The 17969-nt window shown below is 57.7% G+C and carries 19 protein-coding genes and 1 tRNA gene; 17 read left to right on the top strand and 3 right to left on the bottom strand.

Annotation, left to right across the window (positions count from 1 at the left end; translation table 11 throughout):
* The first annotated feature begins 28 nt into the window (after positions 1–28).
* Positions 29–1159: a beta-ketoacyl-ACP synthase III gene (locus HUO12_RS05875; protein WP_176272704.1), complete on the top strand. Its 1131-nt coding sequence runs from the start codon at positions 29–31 to the stop codon at positions 1157–1159.
* Here HUO12_RS05875 and HUO12_RS05870 read toward each other — a convergent pair.
* Positions 1120–2229: a phosphatase PAP2 family protein gene (locus tag HUO12_RS05870; protein WP_176272703.1), complete on the bottom strand. Its 1110-nt coding sequence runs from the start codon at positions 2227–2229 to the stop codon at positions 1120–1122. The genes HUO12_RS05875 and HUO12_RS05870 overlap by 40 nt on opposite strands.
* 122 nt (positions 2230–2351) lie before the next feature.
* Here HUO12_RS05870 and HUO12_RS05865 point away from each other — a divergent pair, with 122 nt between their 5' ends.
* Both HUO12_RS05865 and pssA read left to right on the top strand, forming a co-directional pair.
* Positions 2352–3104 carry a phosphatidylserine decarboxylase gene (locus HUO12_RS05865; RefSeq protein ID WP_176272702.1) on the top strand — a complete coding sequence of 251 codons (753 nt, stop codon included), beginning with the start codon at positions 2352–2354 and terminating at the stop codon, positions 3102–3104.
* A 10-nt stretch (positions 3105–3114) separates the two neighbouring features.
* The gene (gene pssA / locus HUO12_RS05860; protein ID WP_408609445.1) at positions 3115–3948 is read left to right on the top strand and encodes a CDP-diacylglycerol--serine O-phosphatidyltransferase; all 834 of its coding nucleotides are present in this window, start codon (positions 3115–3117) and stop codon (positions 3946–3948) included.
* On the opposite strand, the gene HUO12_RS05855 is transcribed toward pssA, so the two are convergent.
* Positions 3911–4171 carry a hypothetical protein gene (locus tag HUO12_RS05855; protein ID WP_176272700.1) on the bottom strand — a complete coding sequence of 87 codons (261 nt, stop codon included), beginning with the start codon at positions 4169–4171 and terminating at the stop codon, positions 3911–3913. The two genes, pssA and HUO12_RS05855, sit on opposite strands and share 38 nt — an antisense overlap.
* A gap of 396 nt (positions 4172–4567) precedes the next feature.
* Between HUO12_RS05855 and rpsB the strand changes: the two genes are divergently transcribed.
* The 12 genes from rpsB (at position 4568) to rpmE (ending at position 16059) form a co-directional block, all read left to right on the top strand.
* The gene (rpsB, locus tag HUO12_RS05850; protein WP_176272699.1) at positions 4568–5323 is read left to right on the top strand and encodes a 30S ribosomal protein S2; all 756 of its coding nucleotides are present in this window, start codon (positions 4568–4570) and stop codon (positions 5321–5323) included.
* A 114-nt stretch (positions 5324–5437) separates the two neighbouring features.
* The gene (gene tsf / locus HUO12_RS05845; protein WP_176272698.1) at positions 5438–6364 is read left to right on the top strand and encodes a translation elongation factor Ts; all 927 of its coding nucleotides are present in this window, start codon (positions 5438–5440) and stop codon (positions 6362–6364) included.
* A 376-nt stretch (positions 6365–6740) separates the two neighbouring features.
* The gene (pyrH, locus tag HUO12_RS05840; RefSeq protein ID WP_176272697.1) at positions 6741–7463 is read left to right on the top strand and encodes a UMP kinase; all 723 of its coding nucleotides are present in this window, start codon (positions 6741–6743) and stop codon (positions 7461–7463) included.
* Between the two features lie 3 nt (positions 7464–7466).
* Positions 7467–8024, top strand: coding sequence for a ribosome recycling factor (gene frr, locus HUO12_RS05835; protein WP_176272696.1), 558 nt, complete (start codon positions 7467–7469; stop codon positions 8022–8024).
* 36 nt (positions 8025–8060) lie between these two features.
* The gene (gene uppS / locus HUO12_RS05830) at positions 8061–8744 is read left to right on the top strand and encodes a polyprenyl diphosphate synthase (protein ID WP_176272695.1); all 684 of its coding nucleotides are present in this window, start codon (positions 8061–8063) and stop codon (positions 8742–8744) included.
* The gene (locus tag HUO12_RS05825) at positions 8713–9414 is read left to right on the top strand and encodes a phosphatidate cytidylyltransferase (RefSeq protein WP_176272694.1); all 702 of its coding nucleotides are present in this window, start codon (positions 8713–8715) and stop codon (positions 9412–9414) included. The genes uppS and HUO12_RS05825 overlap by 32 nt, the downstream gene beginning before the upstream one ends.
* Positions 9411–10565 carry a 1-deoxy-D-xylulose-5-phosphate reductoisomerase gene (dxr, locus tag HUO12_RS05820; protein ID WP_176272693.1) on the top strand — a complete coding sequence of 385 codons (1155 nt, stop codon included), beginning with the start codon at positions 9411–9413 and terminating at the stop codon, positions 10563–10565. Before HUO12_RS05825 ends, dxr begins: the two co-directional genes overlap by 4 nt.
* Before the next feature lie 30 nt (positions 10566–10595).
* Positions 10596–11672, top strand: a complete 1077-nt coding sequence (gene rseP / locus HUO12_RS05815) for an RIP metalloprotease RseP (RefSeq protein WP_176272692.1) — start codon at positions 10596–10598, stop codon at positions 11670–11672.
* Positions 11673–11838: 166 nt separating this feature from the next.
* Positions 11839–14565, top strand: a complete 2727-nt coding sequence (gene bamA, locus HUO12_RS05810) for an outer membrane protein assembly factor BamA (protein ID WP_176272691.1) — start codon at positions 11839–11841, stop codon at positions 14563–14565.
* Positions 14565–15254, top strand: coding sequence for an OmpH family outer membrane protein (locus HUO12_RS05805; RefSeq protein WP_176272690.1), 690 nt, complete (start codon positions 14565–14567; stop codon positions 15252–15254). The genes bamA and HUO12_RS05805 overlap by 1 nt, the downstream gene beginning before the upstream one ends.
* A 32-nt stretch (positions 15255–15286) precedes the next feature.
* Complete coding sequence (gene fabZ, locus HUO12_RS05800) at positions 15287–15739, top strand: 3-hydroxyacyl-ACP dehydratase FabZ (RefSeq protein WP_176272689.1); 453 nt, start codon at positions 15287–15289, stop codon at positions 15737–15739.
* Between the two features lie 95 nt (positions 15740–15834).
* Complete coding sequence (rpmE, locus tag HUO12_RS05795) at positions 15835–16059, top strand: 50S ribosomal protein L31 (RefSeq protein ID WP_176272688.1); 225 nt, start codon at positions 15835–15837, stop codon at positions 16057–16059.
* Positions 16060–16143: 84 nt separating this feature from the next.
* Here rpmE and HUO12_RS05790 read toward each other — a convergent pair whose 3' ends face one another.
* On the bottom strand, positions 16144–16458 hold the full coding sequence (locus HUO12_RS05790; protein ID WP_176272687.1) for a TraR/DksA family transcriptional regulator: 315 nt from the start codon (positions 16456–16458) through the stop codon (positions 16144–16146).
* A 339-nt stretch (positions 16459–16797) separates the two neighbouring features.
* Between HUO12_RS05790 and HUO12_RS05785 the strand changes: the two genes are divergently transcribed.
* A tRNA-His gene (locus HUO12_RS05785) sits at positions 16798–16874 on the top strand.
* 56 nt (positions 16875–16930) lie between these two features.
* Complete coding sequence (locus tag HUO12_RS05780; protein WP_176272686.1) at positions 16931–17962, top strand: Glu/Leu/Phe/Val family dehydrogenase; 1032 nt, start codon at positions 16931–16933, stop codon at positions 17960–17962.
* The last annotated feature ends 7 nt before the right edge of the window (positions 17963–17969 follow it).

Genomic DNA, 17969 nt, shown 5'->3' with positions numbered 1-17969 from the left:
AAGCGCGGCAGAGACTACCGCGAATGCCATGTCAGACAGCACACATCCTGTTATCAGTTCTACCGGCCTGTTCACGCCGGAAGAGAGCATTACGAACGAAGAGCTGGTCGCGAGCTTCAATGCATTCGTCGACAAGCATAACGCTGCCAATGCAGACGCCATTGCCGCCGGCGAGATGGACCCACTCCATCACAGCTCAGTCGAGTTCATCGAGAAAGCGAGCGGTATCAAGGCACGCCATGTGATGGCAAAGCAGCCAGTGCTTGATCCCGATATCATGGCGCCGCGCTGGGAAGAGCGCGGCAATGACGAGCTTTCCATGATGGCAGAGATCGGCGTGAAGGCGTGCAATCAGGCGCTTGAGCGGGCCGGGCGCGATCCGAAGGACGTGGATGCGGTCCTGTGCGCTGCTTCAAATATGGAGCGGCCCTATCCCGCAATGGCAGTCGAGATCCAGAACGCGCTCGGCATTGATGGCTTCGGCTTCGATATGAACGTCGCATGCTCGTCGGCGACTTTCGGTATCCAGACGGCCGCCGACTATATCCGTGCGGGCAATGCGACGAGTGTGCTGGTGGTCAGCCCTGAGATTACAAGCGGCCATCTCAATTGGCGCGACCGCGACAGCCACTTCATCTTTGGTGATGTAGCCACCGCTGTGCTGGTCGAATCGCGCGACAATGCTCCGGCACAGCATTGGGACATTCTCGGCACGAAGCTGAAGACAGTCTTCTCCAACAACATCCGCAACAATTTCGGTTTCTTGAACCGCGCTGCGCCGGAAAACGCAGGCGGCGCGGACAAGCTCTTCGTCCAGGAAGGGCGCAAGGTCTTCAAGGAAGTCGTGCCGATGGTCGCGCAGATGATCATCGACGAGGCTGACCGGCTCAAGATTGATCCGCAAAGCTTGCGGCGGCTATGGCTGCATCAAGCCAATGCAGGCATGAACCGTCTCATTGCGCAGCGCGTGCTGGGCCATGAAGCGAATGAGGATGAAAGCCCGACCGTGCTCGACACGTATGGCAACACCTCAAGCGCAGGCTCGATTATCGCGTTTCACAAGCATAGCGAAGACCTCGCCAGAGGCGATACCGGTCTGATCTGCAGTTTTGGTGCGGGTTACTCGGCCGGAACAGTGTTCGTACGCAAAGTTGCCTGATCGCGGCCGGCTATAAAAGCATCCCATGCGGCCACGATTGCGATGGACAGCTTCCAGACGAATGCGGTTGCGATGATCGAGACAAGGCCATCGACCGCATAGTGATAGGCCAGATGCACTGAGCCAATCCAGATGATGATCAGGAAAGCGAAGAAGAAGTGTCCGGCGAAGCGCGAGACGCGGCGGATCGCGAGCCAGAACAGCATAGCCATCGACACATGCATGCTTGGCATTGCAGTGATGCCGCTTCCAAGCCCACGCTCACCGGCATTGTACCAGCCCAGCAGAATTTCCTGCACGTGGAGCGTCAGGATAGGCACTTGCTCGTTAGCCTCGTTCAAATAGGCCATCTGCGCATCGAAAGTCGGATCGCCAAGGATCGGCCCGACAAAGCATGGTCCGACTGACGCGAGCATGGTTGCCATCGCGCCACCAATAATCGTCCAGATCAGGAAGAAGCCGACTAGGTATTCGCGGCGAATTGACTGACCGGCGCTGTAGAACAGGAAGAACAGCGTGCCTGCGTAAATCAGCAGCGTCCAAGCATGGTAGAGCACCGCCATGCCGGCGGTGATGAGTGGATAGCCGAAGATCGGCTGCAACAGCTCCCACGCGTCATAACCGAAGAAGATCGCGCGATCCCAAGCGACAAACGCCGGGTCCCAAGTGAAATCGTTGAAAAGCGGGATCATCGATTTCAGTTTCGAGAAAAACGGCATGAAGATGATCACAATCGCGAATGCGGGAACGCTGATCAGAAAGCGCAGATTGCTAAGGCGCTGACGGTAAGTCTCAACCAGGAACTTGGTCGGGCCATCCGGACGATTGCGGAACAGCAAGAGAGCAGCATCGATAACCAGCAAAGCAAAAGCCGACAGCATATAGAGACGGCTATTGGCGATGATCAGATCAGGGCCGATCCCGATGCCATAGCTTGCGAACAGGCCAAGACAGAACACAAACAGCGCAATCGAGACAGCATATACGGGCGCATCGCGCAGCAGCATGCCCGGCATGCGCTGTGCGTTCGCTTCCGCAGTCAAAACCGATGTTTGAGTCGAATTCCCCATTGGCATCGCGGATAAACAAGTTTGATTAATGAAAACCTACCGTGCGACTTGCCTGATCATGGAAACAAGCACTTAGGACGCGACGGCTTGTTACTCACATGCAAAGACACTAGTTGGCACTCATGGCAGGTGAAATACTCGATAATCAGGGGCGCGGTGAAGTCGGCTGGAGCTGGCCGCCCATCCACCCTGAAGGGCGCAAGTTTGGCGTGATCGCGATTGCGATCAGCTTGGTATTCCTTTTGCTGCTGGACTGGGAGATTGTCGGCTGGCCGCTTCTCGCACTGTCCGGCGGTGTGTTCGCTTTTTTCCGCGATCCAGAGCGTGTAGTCCCGCAGGACGAGAACGCCATAGTCACACCTGCGGATGGGCTCATCTCGCTGATTGCGCAGGTCGAGCCACCTGACGAGCTTAAGATTGACGATGGATCAGGCACGAAAGGTTTGCCGTCCGGGCCAGTGACCCGAGTCTCGATTTTCATGAGCGTGTTCGATGTGCACATCAATCGCGCGCCGATCAGCGGCACAGTGCGCCGCGTAGTCTACATACCCGGCAAGTTCATGAATGCGGATGTGGACAAAGCGTCCGAAGAGAACGAGCGGCAGCATATCCTTATCGAGCGCGGCGATGGTCTGGCGATTGGCTTTACGCAAATTGCAGGCCTTGTCGCGCGGCGGATCATTCCATTTGTGAAGCCGGGCGACTTGATGGCTGTCGGCCAGCGGGTTGGCCTGATCCGTTTCGGTAGCCGGGTTGATGTCTATCTGCCTGCTGGAACGCAGCCGCGCGTCCTGCTGGGTCAGAAGGTTGTCGCAGGAGAAACGATCCTTGCAGAGCTCGGCGAGACCAAGCTGCTGGAAGGCAAGGCTCAGTGAGGTCGCACTTGTGACTTCAACCGGCGGGCCTGACGATCAGCCTCGGCTCGGGCCTAAGGCTGCGGAAGATGATCTGACCGGCAAGGGGCCGCGCAGGCGAGGGCTCTCGCTGCGGGTGATGCTCCCTAATATCGTGACGGCCGCAGCTCTGTGTTCCGGGCTTACAGGCATTCGTTTTGCGATTGCCGGCGAGTGGAACTTCGCGATCATGGCAGTGATCCTGGCGGGTATCCTCGATGGAGTGGATGGCCGGATCGCGCGGCTCTTGAATGCGCAATCGCGCTTTGGTGCTGAGATGGACAGTCTCGCTGATTCCCTGAGTTTCGGTATGGCGCCTGCGCTCATCCTTTATATGTGGAGCTTGCAGGACTTGCCGCGCATTGGCTGGTTTGCATCGCTTGCCTTTGCGATTTGCTGCGCTTTGCGCCTCGCGCGCTTCAATGCTCAGATCGACACGGATGAGCAACCGCACAAGTCTGCCGGATTTTTGACCGGCGTTCCCGCACCTGTTGGGGCAGGGCTGGCATTCCTGCCGTTCTATCTCTGGAAGACCACTGATCTCGAGGTCTTCCGAGAGCCGATCTACGTGGCGATCTGGCTTACTGTGATCGCTTTTCTGATGATTTCCAACATGGCGACGCTGAGTTGGGGCTCGATCCGTCCTCGCCGTTCTGTGCGCTTAGAGCTGATCGCGTTTGGCGGGCTGATGTTTGCAGCGCTTTTGCTGGAGCCCTGGTGGACGCTGGTCGGAATTTGCGTCGTCTACCTGGCGCTCATGCCCTATGCGCTTGCGCGCTATGGCAAGGTCAAGCGGCAGCGGCGAGAGGACGCAGCGCGCGGATAGCATCCGCAGGCTTGCGTGAAGGCAGCTTCACAACGTTCGTGGCAGCTTCAGTACCAGGTCGCACGACAGTCACGACGACATCTGATGCAAACGCATCCATATTGCGGCGCTCTAAGGCCAGACGACGAAACGCACGGCGTGCACGCATCGCACTGTCGGTCAGCGACAGTGCGACCAGCAGGGCGGTAAGAGCGAACAGTGCGGCCACAGCATATGCGAACATCGTCTAATCCTTACGTCTCTTGGGTTCGATACCTTTCGCTTGACAGCGAGAGGAGAACATAGTGAAAACACTTACACAGTGATTTTGATCCCTGCCTGAGTCGTATGTTCCCTATTTGTTCTCACCTGTCAAGCGGGAATCGCGATGAGTGGAATCGTCCGTGCGACTAATCCTTCGCGAAGTAGGACCCTGAGAGGCGCGATTTTAACGGATTAGGGCTGGATTTATCCTCAAACACAAGCTAGTGGCGCGCTCATTGAACCTATAAAGGCGGCTCACCCGAGCCACCTGGGCTCAGTAAATCCACATGGAGAGCACACATACCGGTGCCTGACGCGGGAGCTCCGCATCACAGGTTCCAGCTCTTCAGAGGCATAACCGGAAAGGAATTTTGTTATGGCGGCTCCTACCGTCACGATGCAGCAATTGATTGAGGCCGGCGCACATTTCGGCCACCAGACCCACCGCTGGAACCCGCGAATGAAGCCGTACATCTTCGGCGCTCGCAACGGTGTTCATATCATCGATCTTTCGCAGACCGTTCCGCTTTTCGCGCGTGCGCTTGACTTCGTTGAGTCCACAACCCGCGCAGGCGGCAAGGTTCTGTTCGTTGGTACGAAGCGTCAGGCGCAAGAGCCGATCGCAGAAGCAGCTCGTTCAAGCGGTCAGCACTTCGTCAACCACCGCTGGCTCGGCGGCATGCTCACCAACTGGAAGACGATCTCGCAGTCGATCAAGCTTCTCAAGACTTTGGAAGAGCAGCTTTCTGGCGACACGAGCGGCTTCACTAAGAAAGAGGTCCTGCAGCTCACTCGTAAGCGTGAGAAGCTGGAACTTTCGCTCGGCGGTATCCGCGACATGGGCGGCATTCCGGACGTGATGTTCGTGATCGATGCCAACAAGGAAGACCTCGCCATCAAGGAAGCGGCTGTTCTCGGCATTCCTGTGATCGCGGTTCTCGACACCAATGTTGATCCAACGGGCATCGCTTTCCCTGTTCCAGGCAATGACGATGCGAGCCGCGCGGTTCGCATGTACTGCGAAGCCGTAGCTGGCGCAGCGATCGCCGGTCGTGGCGGTGCTGTTGCAGACAGCGGCGCAGACGTTGGTGCGATGGACACTCCTCCTGCTGAAGCGGAAGCAACCGCTTAAGTCACCCCGTGTTGATGCGGCTGTCTTAGCCGCGTCACATACTCAGACAATGCTGCAAGCAGGCCCCTTTTACGGGCTTGCTGCAGCACAGATGATTTCAAGAAGGAATTTCTCATGGCCGATTTCTCAGTCGCCGATGTGAAGGCTCTGCGCGAAAAAACTGGCGCAGGCATGATGGATGCAAAGAAAGCGCTGACCGAAGCCGGTGGCGACATCGAAGCTGCTGTTGACGCACTGCGCGCAAAGGGTCTCGCGACCGCTCAGAAGAAGTCCAGCCGTACCGCTGCGGAAGGTCTCGTCGGCGTTGCTGTCGAAGGCACAAAGGGCGTTGCTGTTGAAGTAAACTCCGAAACAGACTTCGTTGCGAAAAACGACCAGTTCCAGGATTTCGTGCGCAAGACGACACAAGTCGCTCTCGGCGTAGACGGCGACGATGTCGAAGCGCTCAAGGCTGCTGGCTATCCAGACGGCGGCACTGTCGCTGACAAGCTGACTGACAACATCGCGACCATCGGCGAGAACCAGCAGGTTCGCCGCATCAAGAGCGTTGCAGTTTCGCAAGGTTCTGTCGTTTCTTACGTTCACAACGCAGCGGCTGAAGGTCTCGGCAAGATCGGCGTTCTGGTTGCTTTGGAAAGCGACCTTGGTGCTGACGTGCTTGAACCGTTCGGCAAGCAGCTTGCGATGCACATCGCTTCGATGTTCCCGCAGGCATTGAACGCGGAAGGCCTCGACCCTGAAGTGATCGAGCGTGAGCGCGCGATTGCTGCTGAAAAGGCGGCTGAAAGCGGCAAGCCTGAGAACGTGCAGGAAAAGATGGTCGAAGGCGCGATCAAGAAGTTCGCGAAAGAGAACGCACTTCTCAGCCAGATGTTCGTCATGGACAACAAGTCTTCGGTTGAAGACGTGGTTGCCAAGACCGGCAAGGACAATGGCGGCTCAATCAAGCTCGTCGACTATGTCCGCTTCCAGCTCGGTGAAGGCATCGAGAAGGAAGAAAGCGACTTTGCAGCAGAGGTCGCAGCAGCCGTCGCTGGCTAAAACTTACTAAGCTCAACAGCTTACAAAAGCGCCCCGATCCGTCAGGATTGGGGCGTTTTTTGTTCCCGGAATCAGCGAAAAAAATTTCGGGAACTGAGTGCGAATTATCGTCGTTTTGGTGCTGAACAGTGCGCGACTCTCGCGTCTCTTGAGCCGCTTTCGCTTTATGCGAGGTCCATGGTCGATCCGGGTCGTAGCTGGGGTTGTACTAAGGGCGCTGCCTTAACCGGCAGGAGCGGCACCGGGAGTTCGTTCTTACATTCATCACGAGAATATTTGCTGTTGGCGATAAGCCTTCCTTTCCCTTTGCGCGCAGGGGGAAGGGCGGCTAAGGCTTCCCGCGAAGTAACGCTCAATAGACGGAAAATCCTGCTTTATGCCAATGCCTGAGATCAAGCGTGTTTTGCTCAAACTGTCAGGCGAAGTCCTTATGGGGGAGCAGGAATACGGGATTGATCCTGCTTATGTTGCCCGGCTGGCCGAAGAAGTGAAGGCGGCAAAGGACACTGGCCTTGAGATTTGTCTGGTGATTGGCGGCGGCAATATTTTCCGCGGTGTTGCGGGAGCCGCCAAGGGGCTCGACCGCACGACAGGCGACTATATGGGCATGCTCGCAACCGTGATGAACGCACTTGCGATGCAAAACGCGCTCGAACAGCTCGGTGTCCAGACCCGCGTGCAGTCTGCTATTCCGATGTCCTCCGTGTGCGAGCCTTACATTCGCAGGCGTGCAGAGCGGCACTTGCAAAAGGGCCGGATCGTGATTTTTGCAGCGGGCACCGGCAATCCGTTCTTTACGACCGACACTGGCGCTGCGTTGCGCGCAGCGGAAATGAGCTGCGACGCATTGCTCAAAGGCACAAGCGTCGACGGGGTCTACAATGCCGATCCCAAGACCAATCCCGATGCAACGCGTTTCGATACAATCAGTTATGACCGCGTCTTGTCAGACAATCTCAAAGTAATGGATGCAGCAGCAGTCGCCCTTTGCCGCGAGAATGACATTCCGATAGTGGTCTTCTCCATTCGTGAAAAAGGCAATGTCGCCCGCGTCCTTAGCGGCGAGGGTGTACAAACAATCGTACAAGAGGAAGCTTGAGCCATGCCGCAATATGACAAGGCTGATATCGAGCGCCGGATGGGCGGCGCGGTGGAATCATTGAAAGGCGATCTGGGGGGCTTGCGCACAGGCCGTGCCAACACCAGTCTGCTCGATCCGGTTGTATGCGAGGTCTACGGCGCGATGATGCCGCTAAGCCAGGTGGCGACTGTCTCTGCACCGGAGCCGCGCATGCTGAGCGTGCAGGTGTGGGACAAGGCCAACGTTGCAGCTGTTGAGAAAGGCATCACCAAGGCCAATCTCGGCCTCAATCCGATGACCGATGGCCAGACCGTGCGTCTGCCCATGCCGGACCTCAACGAGGAACGCCGCAAGGAGCTCGCCAAGCTCGCTGGCGAATATGGCGAGAAGGCAAAGATCGCGATCCGTAATGTCCGCCGCGATGCGAACGAGTCATTGAAGGCTGACGAGAAAGCCAAGGACATTTCCGAGGACGAACGCAAGCGGCTGGAAGATGAAGTCCAGAAGCTTACCGACAGCCATGTCGCTGACACCGATGCGGCCGTAGAAAAGAAGATTCAGGAAATCCTGACGCAGTAAGCGTTTGCGGTTTCGGGGGATTGCTGGAGGGGTCTGATGGGCGACACGCCCAAACACGCACGGCATGTAGCCATCATCATGGATGGCAATGGGCGTTGGGCCAAGCGCCGCGCTCTGCCGCGCGCGGTCGGCCATCAGCGCGGTGTGGAGGCCGTGCGCAACCTCGTACGCGGGCTGGGCGATACGCAGATCGAGTGCCTGACGCTTTACGCTTTTTCTTCGGAAAACTGGAAGCGTGACGAGGAAGAGGTCGATGACCTCATGAATCTGATGCGCAAGTTCATCAAATCGGACTTGCCGGAATTTGTCGCGAATGATGTGCGGCTGAAGATTATCGGCGACTGGCAGTCGCTCGCGCCTGATATCGTTGCGATGCTGGAAGATGCGCTGGAGCAGACCAGCAAGGGCTCGCGTATTCTGGCGGTCGCGCTTAATTACGGCTCGCAGCAAGAGATTGCGCGCGCCGCTGCCAAGGCCGCAGCGATTGGCGAAGTGACGGAAAAGACCATTGCCGCGCATCTCGACACCAATGATTTGCCGCCGCTCGATCTGCTGATCCGCACCAGCGGCGAAGTGCGGCTGTCGAACTTCCTGCTGTGGCAGAGCGCCTATGCGGAAATGCTGTTTGTCGACACGCTCTGGCCGGACTTTACGCCGGAGATGCTGAAACAGGCTCTGGCGAATTTCGATGGACGGGAGCGCCGTTTTGGCGGACGCTGAGGCTCCTAAGAAGAAGAAATCCGACCTGCCGGTGCGGTTTGCTTCGGCGGTGGTGATGCTTGTCGTTGCCGGTGGTGCTTTCTGGTTGGGTGGCGCTGCGTTCGACCTGTTTATCATGATCGTGGCCGTGCTGTGCTTGCTGGAGTTCGCAAGGCTGGTAACGGCGATCACTCCGACCGGAATGGCGCGCGTTGCTGCTCTTCTTGCCGCTGGCGCTTATGTTGCGACGGCGGCCTATTCCCTTGTGAGCTTGCCCGAAGCGGTTGTTGTTGGCGTGCTCGGTGTCGTGATTGCCACCGATGTAGGGGCGTATTTCAGCGGGCGTACTATTGGCGGGCCGAAGATTGCTCCTTCGATCAGTCCTTCGAAAACCTGGGCGGGGCTAATCGGGGGAATGATCGCCGCCGGGCTCGTCTCGGGCGGGCTGTTTGCCTGGAACACCGGGGAGATCACTTTGCGACCAATGCTCTTCATCGCATTCGGGATTGGCGCAATGCTTGCGGTTCTTGCGCAAATGGGTGATTTCTTTGAGAGTTGGCTCAAACGAAAGGCAGGCGTGAAGGACTCATCCAATCTCATTCCGGGCCATGGCGGCGTGTTTGATCGCGTCGATGGACTGCTGCCTGTCGCGATCGCCAGCGGTTTCTTGTGGGCGCTGCATCCGGCATGACCCGCTCGATCTCAATCCTTGGCGCAACGGGATCCGTAGGCGAACAAACGCTCGACCTGATCAATCGCGAGCCGGACAAATGGCAGGTCGAAGTTCTCTCCGCCAATTGCTCTGCAGAAAAGCTCGCCGAAATGGCGCGGCAATGCGGCGCAAAGCTTGCGGTCGTGGGCGATGAAAGCTGCCTTGGCGATTTGCGCACCGCACTCGCGGGTACCGATATCGAAGCCGCCGGAGGCAGGGCAGCGCTTTGCGAAGCAGCGGCGCGCCCGGTTGACGTGACCGTCGCAGCGATTGTTGGTTGCGCAGGGCTCGGCCCGGTCATGGCGGCCATCGAGCGCGGCGGCACGATTGCGCTTGCGAACAAGGAAGCGCTGGTCTCCGCCGGTGAAGTGATGACCGCCGCGATCAAGCAGCATGGCGCGACGCTGCTCCCCGTCGATAGCGAGCATAATGCGATCTTCCAGTGTCTTGCGGGCGGGAAGATGGAGGATGTCTCCAAGATTACTCTGACCGCGAGCGGCGGGCCCTTGCGGACATGGTCTCAGGCACAATTGGACGCAGCGACGCCTGCCGAGGCTATCGCGCATCCCAATTGGGAAATGGGCGCGAAGATCAGCGTCGACAGCGCGACCATGTTCAACAAGGGGCTGGAACTGATCGAGGCATTTCACTTGTTTCCGGTTGGCCTCGACAAGATCGGGATCGTGGTGCACCCGCAAAGCGTGATCCACTCGATGGTCGAGTTCCGCGACCGGTCAACGCTCGCCCAGCTCGGGCCGTCGGATATGCGCGTGCCGATTGCGAGCTGCCTCGCATGGCCAGACCGCATGGATACGCCGCTCGAGCCGCTCGATCTGGCGAAGATTGGCGAGCTGACATTCCTTGAACCGGACGAAGTGCGTTTTCCCTCGACCCGGCTGGCGCGGCAAGCCTGTGAAGCGGGCGGCATGACGCCTGCGGTGCTCAATGCAGCCAATGAAGTGGCGGTAGCCGCATTTCTCGACGGTCAGATCAGGTTCACAACCATTGCGGCAATGGTGGAAGACACACTTTCCCACTATACGCCTGACGCAGCGAACGGTCTGGACGATGTCCTGGCAGTGGATGCGGAAGCGCGCAGGGTCGCACAAAGCCTGATGGAAGACGCATAAAAGAACATGTTTGAATCGCCGCCTGTATGGATGTGGATCATTGGATTCCTGGCTGTGCTGGGACCTTTGGTCACGCTGCACGAGCTTGGTCACTATCTTGTCGGGCGCTGGTTTGGCGTAGGCGCTGATGCTTTCTCCATCGGTTTCGGCAAGGAAATCGCAGGCTGGACCGACAAGCGCGGGACACGCTGGAAGCTCTCGGCCATTCCGCTGGGCGGTTATGTCCAGTTCCGCGGTGATATGAATGCGGCGAGCATGCCTGACGCAGAGAAAGCCGCTGAACCGGGCACTTTTCAGGCCGCGGCTTTGTGGAAACGCGCTTTGATCGTTTTCGCAGGTCCAGCGATGAACATCCTGATTACGCTCGTGATTTTCGCAACCTTCAATCTCACGTACGGCAAAGTCGAAGCGGACAATTCGATCGCGCGTTTTTCCGAAGATTCGCCTGCTCAGATGGCAGGCCTTGAAGTCGGCGACGAGATCATCGCGATCGACGGCGAAGCGGTTGAGAATTTTCAGGACATTGGCAGCCGCGTCCTTATGTTTCCGGGCGAGCAGATCAGTGTGACGATCGAGCGTGACGGTAACACCGAGGTCATTCCGCTGACGATTGGCGAAGTGGTCGAGACAGATCAGTTCGGCAATGAATCTCGCATCGGGCGGATCGGAATCTACTCTGGCGAACCAAAGGTCACACCAGTCGGCCCAGTCGAAGCGGTCACGCTAGCGGGCGCGCAAAGCTGGGGGCTTGTCGAGATGATGGTCACCGGAATCAAGCAAATCGTCCTAGGCGATCGCTCGATCAAGGAGTTGGGCGGGCCGATCAAGATCGCGAAGTATTCTGGCGAGCAACTCAGCTTGGGGCTGCTTTCCTTCGTGAGCTTCGCGGCGCTGATCTCGCTTAATTTGGCATTCATTAACCTGCTGCCAATCCCCGCGCTCGACGGTGGTCACCTGGCATTTTACGCGGCGGAAGCAGTTCGCCGGAAGCCGGTTGGGCCGCGCGGCCAGGAATGGGCGTACCGGGTCGGCATCAGCATGGTGCTGGTGTTGATGGTCGTTGTGACGGTGAATGACCTCGTCTCGCTGCCGATATTCGGGAGTTAGCGGGGGAAAGGACCCGGTCATGCGGTGATTGGCGGCTCACCCCGCTTGATTGCGCACGGCGCTTGGGGCAGAGGCGGCGTAGATATATGCGCTGCGTTAACGGGGTTCGATGCTCGCACAGTGCAGCGCGAGTGAGTTAAGAGTTGTGACGGGAAATAGAGTGTCCATGAACACAGGATCGAAGGCGGGCTTCGTGCCCAATCAGCCCGCCGGCAAGCTTGCCATTGCGTTGCTATGTGGAACCATGCTTGCAGGTGTTCCGACAGCCGCGTTCGCGCAGCAGGCATCCGAAGAGGAACGGGCGGCAGCGCCTGAGCCAGCGCCGCAGCCACAAACGAACATCATTCGTACGATTTCGGTTGCAGGCGCTGAACGTTTGGAAGCGCAAACGATCCTCAGCTACATCAAGCTGCGTCCCGGCCAGGAATATACATCGGTTGCAGCTGACGAGGCACTCAAGGATCTGGGTGCGACTGAGCTGTTCTCGAACTTCTCGATCCGCAATGATGGCGGCAATGTTGTCATCACTGTTCAGGAAAACCCGGTAATCAACCGGATCGTCCTGGAAGGAAACAGCCGGATCAAGAACGACAAGATCCTGCCGGAAATCAAACTGTCGCCGCGCCAGATCTTCACTCGCTCGAAGGTCCGCGCAGACGTTGCACGCATTATCGAGCTGTACAAGCGGCAGGGCCGCTTTGCCGCGACTGTCGAGCCGAAAATGGTCGAGCTCGCGCAGAACCGCGTCGATATCGTGTTCGAGATAACGGAAGGGCCCAAGTCCAAGGTTCGTCAGATCAACATCATCGGTAACGAGAAATTCTCCGATGGTGATCTGCGTAGCGAGATGGTAACGAAGCAAGCACGCTTCACGCGCTTCTTCAGCTCCAACACCAGCTATGACCCTGACCGGCTTGCATTCGACCAGCAAAAGCTGCGTCTGTTCTACCTTTCTGAAGGCTATGCCGATTTCCGCGTGGTCTCTGCCGTTGCCGAGCTGACCCCTGACAAGCGTGATTTCATCATCACTTACGTGGTGGAGGAAGGGGAGCGCTACAAATTCGGCGACGTTGAAGTTGAAAGCCAGATCCGCGATTTTGACAGCGACCGGATGAGTGCCAACCTGCCGATGAAAACTGGCGACTGGTACAATGCGAAAGCGGTTGAAGACACAGTCGAGCAGCTTACCGAGCTTGCCGGGACGTTTGGCTATGCGTTCGCGAATGTTGACCCACAGTTTGACCGCAACAAAGACGATCTGACGATGAATGTCACATACGTGCTGCGTCAGGCCCCACGTGTGTACGTCGAGCGCGTCGATGTGAACGGCAATACGCTGACGCAGGACAAGGTCATTCGCCGCGAATTCCGTATCGGTGAAGGCGATGCGTTTAACTCGCTGCAGGTTCAGCGCTCAACCGCGCGTATTAACTCGCTTGGCTATTTCCAGGAAAACTTCGAAGTTAATCAGGTCGAAGGCACGCAGCAGGACCGGATTATTCTCGAAGCGAACGTGGAAGAGCGTCCGACTGGCGAATTGCAGCTTTCAGCAGGTTTCAGCTCGATTGAAAGCTTCATTCTTGCCGCGTCCATTCGTCAGCGCAATTTCCGCGGCCGCGGTCAGACAATTGGAGCGAGCGTCAACTACTCGCGCTTCTCTCGTTCTGCGCAGATAAGCTTTACCGAACCCTATGTGTTCGATCGCAATATCTCGCTCGGTGCAGATATCTATCGCCGCGATTTCAACAACTTCAACCGTTTCACGCAGGACCGCTCCGGTTCATTCGAGCAGGCTACAACCGGCTTCTCAGTACGTGCCGGTGTGCCGCTGACCGAGTATCTTTCAGGCATCGTAAGCTACACGCTTAATGTCGACGATGTTTCGCTGGGTAGTCGCTTCTTCCAGGACATCGATTTCGATGGTGAGCTGGACTGTGCTGCTGGCCGCTTCTTGTGCGATGCTGTGGGCACACGGACGAGCTCGATCCTTGGCCTTAGCCTTGCTTACAACACCCTCAATAGTCGCCTGCGTCCAACACGCGGCCGCAATGTCACCGTGGGAGTGGAATTTGCAGGTCTTGGTGGCTCCGTGCGCTACGCCCGTCTGCGCGGCAGAGGCGCTCAGTTCTGGCAGGTGCTGCCAGGCTGGATCTTCTCGCTTTCGGCTGAAGGTGGGATCATTGAATCGTTCGAGAATCGCGATGAGCCAGGGCGTGACAATGTTCGCCTGACGGACCGCTTCTTCCTGGGTGAACCGCAGTTCCGCGGGTTTGACATTCGCGGGGTTGGTCCGCGGGTGGTTCGCCTTAACTATCTACAGAACCCGGATGATCCGGACGGTCCGCCAATTCTTGAAACTCTTGAGGATTTCCGAGCAAGTCGCAGCAATGGTTTTGCTGGCGACGCGTTGGGTGGCCGCTATTACTATTTGGGCCGCGCAGAGCTTGAGATCCCGCTGGGTACCGGCGCGCGTGAGCTCGGTATTCGCCCCTCTATCTTTGCGGATATCGGTGCGCTCTGGGGCGTGACCACGCCTATTCTCGAAGACAATCCGAACGGTATCCAGACCCGCAACGCAGATGGCCTGCTTGAATTCATCGAGCTCGTCCCTGATCCAACGCCGGACAATCCGGATACCATGGACGAGCTCATTATCACCACCAATCCGATCGCAGCTGACGGTACAACGGAAAACACGCCGCGTATCGTGCCAAACAGCTTCTTCCGCGACGTCTTCCTTGGCGATACGATCTCCCCGCGTATTTCGGTCGGCATCGGCGTCAACTGGAACTCACCCTTTGGTCCGTTCAGGATCGATTTCGCCCGCGTCCTCAAAAGCGCAGAAGGCGACGACACCAAAACATTTACATTCAACGTAGGAACGCAATTCTAATGAAACTTGTAACGAAAACTCTCGCAGCCGTGAGCCTCGCAGCAATGGCTGTGACAGCAGCGCCGGCAGCCGCTCAGGTCGAGGGGCGCATGGCGACCGTCAATGCCCCGCTCGCAGTGATCAACACGGAAGCGCTGAAGAACGCTTACGAGCAGATCAACACGACATACAAAGCGCAGATCGACCAGATGCAGGCGCTCAATACGGAGAGCCAGACGCTGCTGCGCCAGCTTGACACCAATGGCGATGGCCAGCTCGACGAAGCTGAGCAGAATGCTGCGCAAAACTCATCCCAAGCAACCCGTTTGCAAGCGATTGACCAGCAAATGGCTCCGCTAAACAATCAGGTCGAAGCGGCTCGCGTTTATGCGGTCGAGCAGATCATGGCGCAGTATGGCGCTTCGCTCGAGCAGGTTGTTACGCAGCAGAACATCAAGATGATCCTGTCGCCAGAGGCTGTGATTTATGCGCCGCCGGAAGCCAACATCACCGCACAAGTGACCACTGCGCTGAACAGCAAAGTGAGCAATGTGGGCATCGTGCCGCCGCAGGGCTGGCAGCCACGCCGCAACTCGCTCGCGATGTATCAGCAGATCACGCAAGCGATTAACGCAATCGCCGCGATCCAGGCACAGCAGCAGGCCGCTCAGCAGCAGCAAGGCAATACAGCTGCTCCATCTGGCCGCTAAGCCAAGCCAAACGAAGCAATAGGGGGGGAGCGATGAGCGAGACAGGCTTTGACGTCACTCAGGTGTTGGAGCGCTTGCCCCATCGCTACCCTTTCTTGCTGGTTGACCGGGTCAAAAGCCTGACGATCGATGAGCGCATTCATGCGGTCAAAGCGGTCAGCATGAACGAGCAGTTCTTCCAAGGTCATTTCCCCGGTAGGCCGATCATGCCGGGCGTGCTTCAGATTGAAGCCTTGGCGCAAGCCGCTGGCGTTCTCGCGGTCGAATCGCTCGGCCTCGCTGGTTCTGGCAAGCTCGTTTATTTCATGGCGATCGAGAATGCGAAGTTCCGAGCACCAGTTGAGCCGGGCTGTCTGCTCGATCTGCATGCTGAATTTGTCCAGAAACGCGCGCGTGTCTGCAAGTTTGCAGGCAAGGCGAGTATCGAAGGGACAGTCACTTGCGAAGTGGCGTTCACAGCCATGATCGCCGACGCACCCGAATAAGGTTGCAATTTGTGCGCGTAGGCTCTAACCGCGCGCCTTTCCAAACAACAGCTGGACCGGTCGGAACCGTTCCGAAGCTATGAAGGATATTTGAGATGAAAGCCGAAGGGCACCCAGAGTATCACATGATCACGGTCAAGATGACCGATGGTACCGAGTTTCAGACGCGCTCCACCTGGGGCAGCGAAGGCGAGACGCTTGCGCTCGATATCGACCCGACCAGCCACCCAGCTTGGACCGGCGGTAAGCAGCAGCTTCAGGAAGGTGGCCGTGTAGCTGCGTTCAACAAGCGCTTTGGTGGTCTTTCGCTTAAGAAGTAAGCGCGTTTTATAAGCTAAGCGGCAGCAATGCTGCGAAGGGAAGGGCGGTCCGACGGGGCCGCCTTTTTCTTATCCGGGCAGATCTCAAGCGCAATCGATACAGCGTGTCGCGATGGGCCGAGCTTCCAAACGTTCTGGGCGGATTTCATTGCCGCAAACCGCGCAGGTACCGTAGGTGCCATTGCCAATCCGCAGCAGAGCCAAGCGGATCTGCTGGATTTCCGCCCTCAGCACTTCGTCAACACCTTCAAGCGCTTCATCGTCCGACAGATCGACCGCTTGTTCGCTCCAGTCTGCATCGAGTGGACTCCGCAGATCGTCTTCAATTACCTCTGCTCGCTCAAGCAAATCCTCGAGGCGTGTGCGTAGCTTGGTTTCCATCGAACTGAATGCACTCATTACTTTCTCCAATCAGGCTAGAAGTTTATTCCTCCAGACTACATGCCGATGACGGCTATTCCTTGACGTAGATCAAAATTCCGCATCTCGCCTGCAATTATTCAGTAAAGCCATGAGAGGGATTCGCTGGTCTGCGATTGAGCTGCACCAAGCCGGTGCCTTCAAGCGGCCGCGAAATAAAATTACAATGTGCAGCATCAAGCGCAGTTTTCGCTTCCCAAAGCCATGTGTTTATGCAACAGGCTCGCCCCCGCTGAAGGCAGTCTTGACCGGCTCGCCAAGGCGCGTAATGGCCCCGTCTGCGCGGCATGGAAATGCAGTGTGCCTCAAGGGCTTGTGGCGATCGTAGCTCAGTTGGTTAGAGCGCCGGTTTGTGGTACCGGAGGTCGGGGGTTCGAGACCCCTCGATCGCCCCATTTCTCCCCTTAAGTGGTCACTGCCCGCCCGCGCTTTGATATGCGAAGGGTGTGCGATGAGCGCTGTTTGGACTTTAGCCGATTTTGACGACCATGAGGTGGTGCACTGCGTGCGCGACCATGCCAGCGGTCTAACGGCGATTATTGCGATCCATTCGACGCATTTGGGGCCGGCAGCGGGCGGCACGCGCTTTTGGCACTATGCCGATGGCGAAGCAGCGGTCCGCGATGCGCTGCGCCTCAGCCGCGGCATGAGCTACAAGAACGCAATGGCTGATCTGCCGGCAGGCGGCGGCAAGGCTGTTATCGTAGCTGATGAAGCGCGCACCAAGACGCCCGAAATGCTCACCGCTTTTGCCAAGGCCGTCGAAGCACTCGCTGGCAAATATATCACCGCGCAGGACGTGGGCATGAGCGAAGCGGACATGGTCGCGCTCTCGCAGCATACATCTCACGTGGCAGGTCTTCCGGGGCAGGGCGGCGATCCCGGACCATACACGGCACGAGGCGTGTTCCTTGGCATTGAAGCGGCGGCCAAGCGCGCGCTCGGCGCAGACAGTCTGAAAGACGTGCGCATCGCCATTCAAGGTGTCGGCAGCGTCGGGGGCGGCGCAGCTCGGTATTGCGCTGAAGCAGGTGCGAAGCTTGTGCTGGCTGACATCGATGACGCGCGCGCGAAAGCGTTGGCAGAGGAGCTTGGCGGAGAAGCCGTTTTAACCGATCACGTGCTGAGTGCTGATGTTGATATCGTCAGCCCCAATGCGCTCGGCGCAATCCTGACCGAGCAATCCATCGACACCATCACAGCGAAAGCCATTGCAGGCGGCGCGAACAACCAGCTCGCAACGGGTAGCGAAGGCAAGCTGCTTCAGGACCGCGGCATTCTCTATGCGCCCGACTATGTCATCAATGCGGGCGGTATCATCAATGTGCTGCGCCATATCGACGGTGCGGATGATGATGCGATCAACGCAAGGATCGACAAGATCCCGGCACGGCTCGAATCCATCTGGGAAGAGTCGCAGGCGAGTGGCCAAGCCGCCAATGAAGTGGCTGATCGGATGGCCAAATCACTCATCGGGCGGTGAGCCCCGC

It is taken from the genome of Altererythrobacter lutimaris (genome assembly GCF_013371495.1).
In the GTDB taxonomy this organism is placed as follows: Bacteria; Pseudomonadota; Alphaproteobacteria; order Sphingomonadales; family Sphingomonadaceae; genus Erythrobacter; species Erythrobacter lutimaris_A.
This window is presented reverse-complemented; position numbering and strand designations above follow the sequence as displayed.

What these genes read in the sequence shown, in the direction of transcription:
- HUO12_RS05875 (WP_176272704.1), top strand. Translation starts at nt 29, where the DNA reads ATGTCAGACAGCACACATCCTGTTATCAGTTCTACCGGCCTGTTCACG.
- HUO12_RS05870 (WP_176272703.1), bottom strand. Translation starts at nt 2,229, where the DNA reads ATGGGGAATTCGACTCAAACATCGGTTTTGACTGCGGAAGCGAACGCA.
- HUO12_RS05865 (WP_176272702.1), top strand. Translation starts at nt 2,352, where the DNA reads ATGGCAGGTGAAATACTCGATAATCAGGGGCGCGGTGAAGTCGGCTGG.
- HUO12_RS05855 (WP_176272700.1), bottom strand. Translation starts at nt 4,171, where the DNA reads ATGTTCGCATATGCTGTGGCCGCACTGTTCGCTCTTACCGCCCTGCTG.
- rpsB (WP_176272699.1), top strand. Translation starts at nt 4,568, where the DNA reads ATGGCGGCTCCTACCGTCACGATGCAGCAATTGATTGAGGCCGGCGCA.
- tsf (WP_176272698.1), top strand. Translation starts at nt 5,438, where the DNA reads ATGGCCGATTTCTCAGTCGCCGATGTGAAGGCTCTGCGCGAAAAAACT.
- pyrH (WP_176272697.1), top strand. Translation starts at nt 6,741, where the DNA reads ATGCCAATGCCTGAGATCAAGCGTGTTTTGCTCAAACTGTCAGGCGAA.
- frr (WP_176272696.1), top strand. Translation starts at nt 7,467, where the DNA reads ATGCCGCAATATGACAAGGCTGATATCGAGCGCCGGATGGGCGGCGCG.
- uppS (WP_176272695.1), top strand. Translation starts at nt 8,061, where the DNA reads ATGGGCGACACGCCCAAACACGCACGGCATGTAGCCATCATCATGGAT.
- HUO12_RS05825 (WP_176272694.1), top strand. Translation starts at nt 8,713, where the DNA reads ATGGACGGGAGCGCCGTTTTGGCGGACGCTGAGGCTCCTAAGAAGAAG.
- dxr (WP_176272693.1), top strand. Translation starts at nt 9,411, where the DNA reads ATGACCCGCTCGATCTCAATCCTTGGCGCAACGGGATCCGTAGGCGAA.
- rseP (WP_176272692.1), top strand. Translation starts at nt 10,596, where the DNA reads ATGTGGATCATTGGATTCCTGGCTGTGCTGGGACCTTTGGTCACGCTG.
- bamA (WP_176272691.1), top strand. Translation starts at nt 11,839, where the DNA reads ATGAACACAGGATCGAAGGCGGGCTTCGTGCCCAATCAGCCCGCCGGC.
- HUO12_RS05805 (WP_176272690.1), top strand. Translation starts at nt 14,565, where the DNA reads ATGAAACTTGTAACGAAAACTCTCGCAGCCGTGAGCCTCGCAGCAATG.
- fabZ (WP_176272689.1), top strand. Translation starts at nt 15,287, where the DNA reads ATGAGCGAGACAGGCTTTGACGTCACTCAGGTGTTGGAGCGCTTGCCC.
- rpmE (WP_176272688.1), top strand. Translation starts at nt 15,835, where the DNA reads ATGAAAGCCGAAGGGCACCCAGAGTATCACATGATCACGGTCAAGATG.
- HUO12_RS05790 (WP_176272687.1), bottom strand. Translation starts at nt 16,458, where the DNA reads ATGAGTGCATTCAGTTCGATGGAAACCAAGCTACGCACACGCCTCGAG.
- HUO12_RS05780 (WP_176272686.1), top strand. Translation starts at nt 16,931, where the DNA reads ATGAGCGCTGTTTGGACTTTAGCCGATTTTGACGACCATGAGGTGGTG.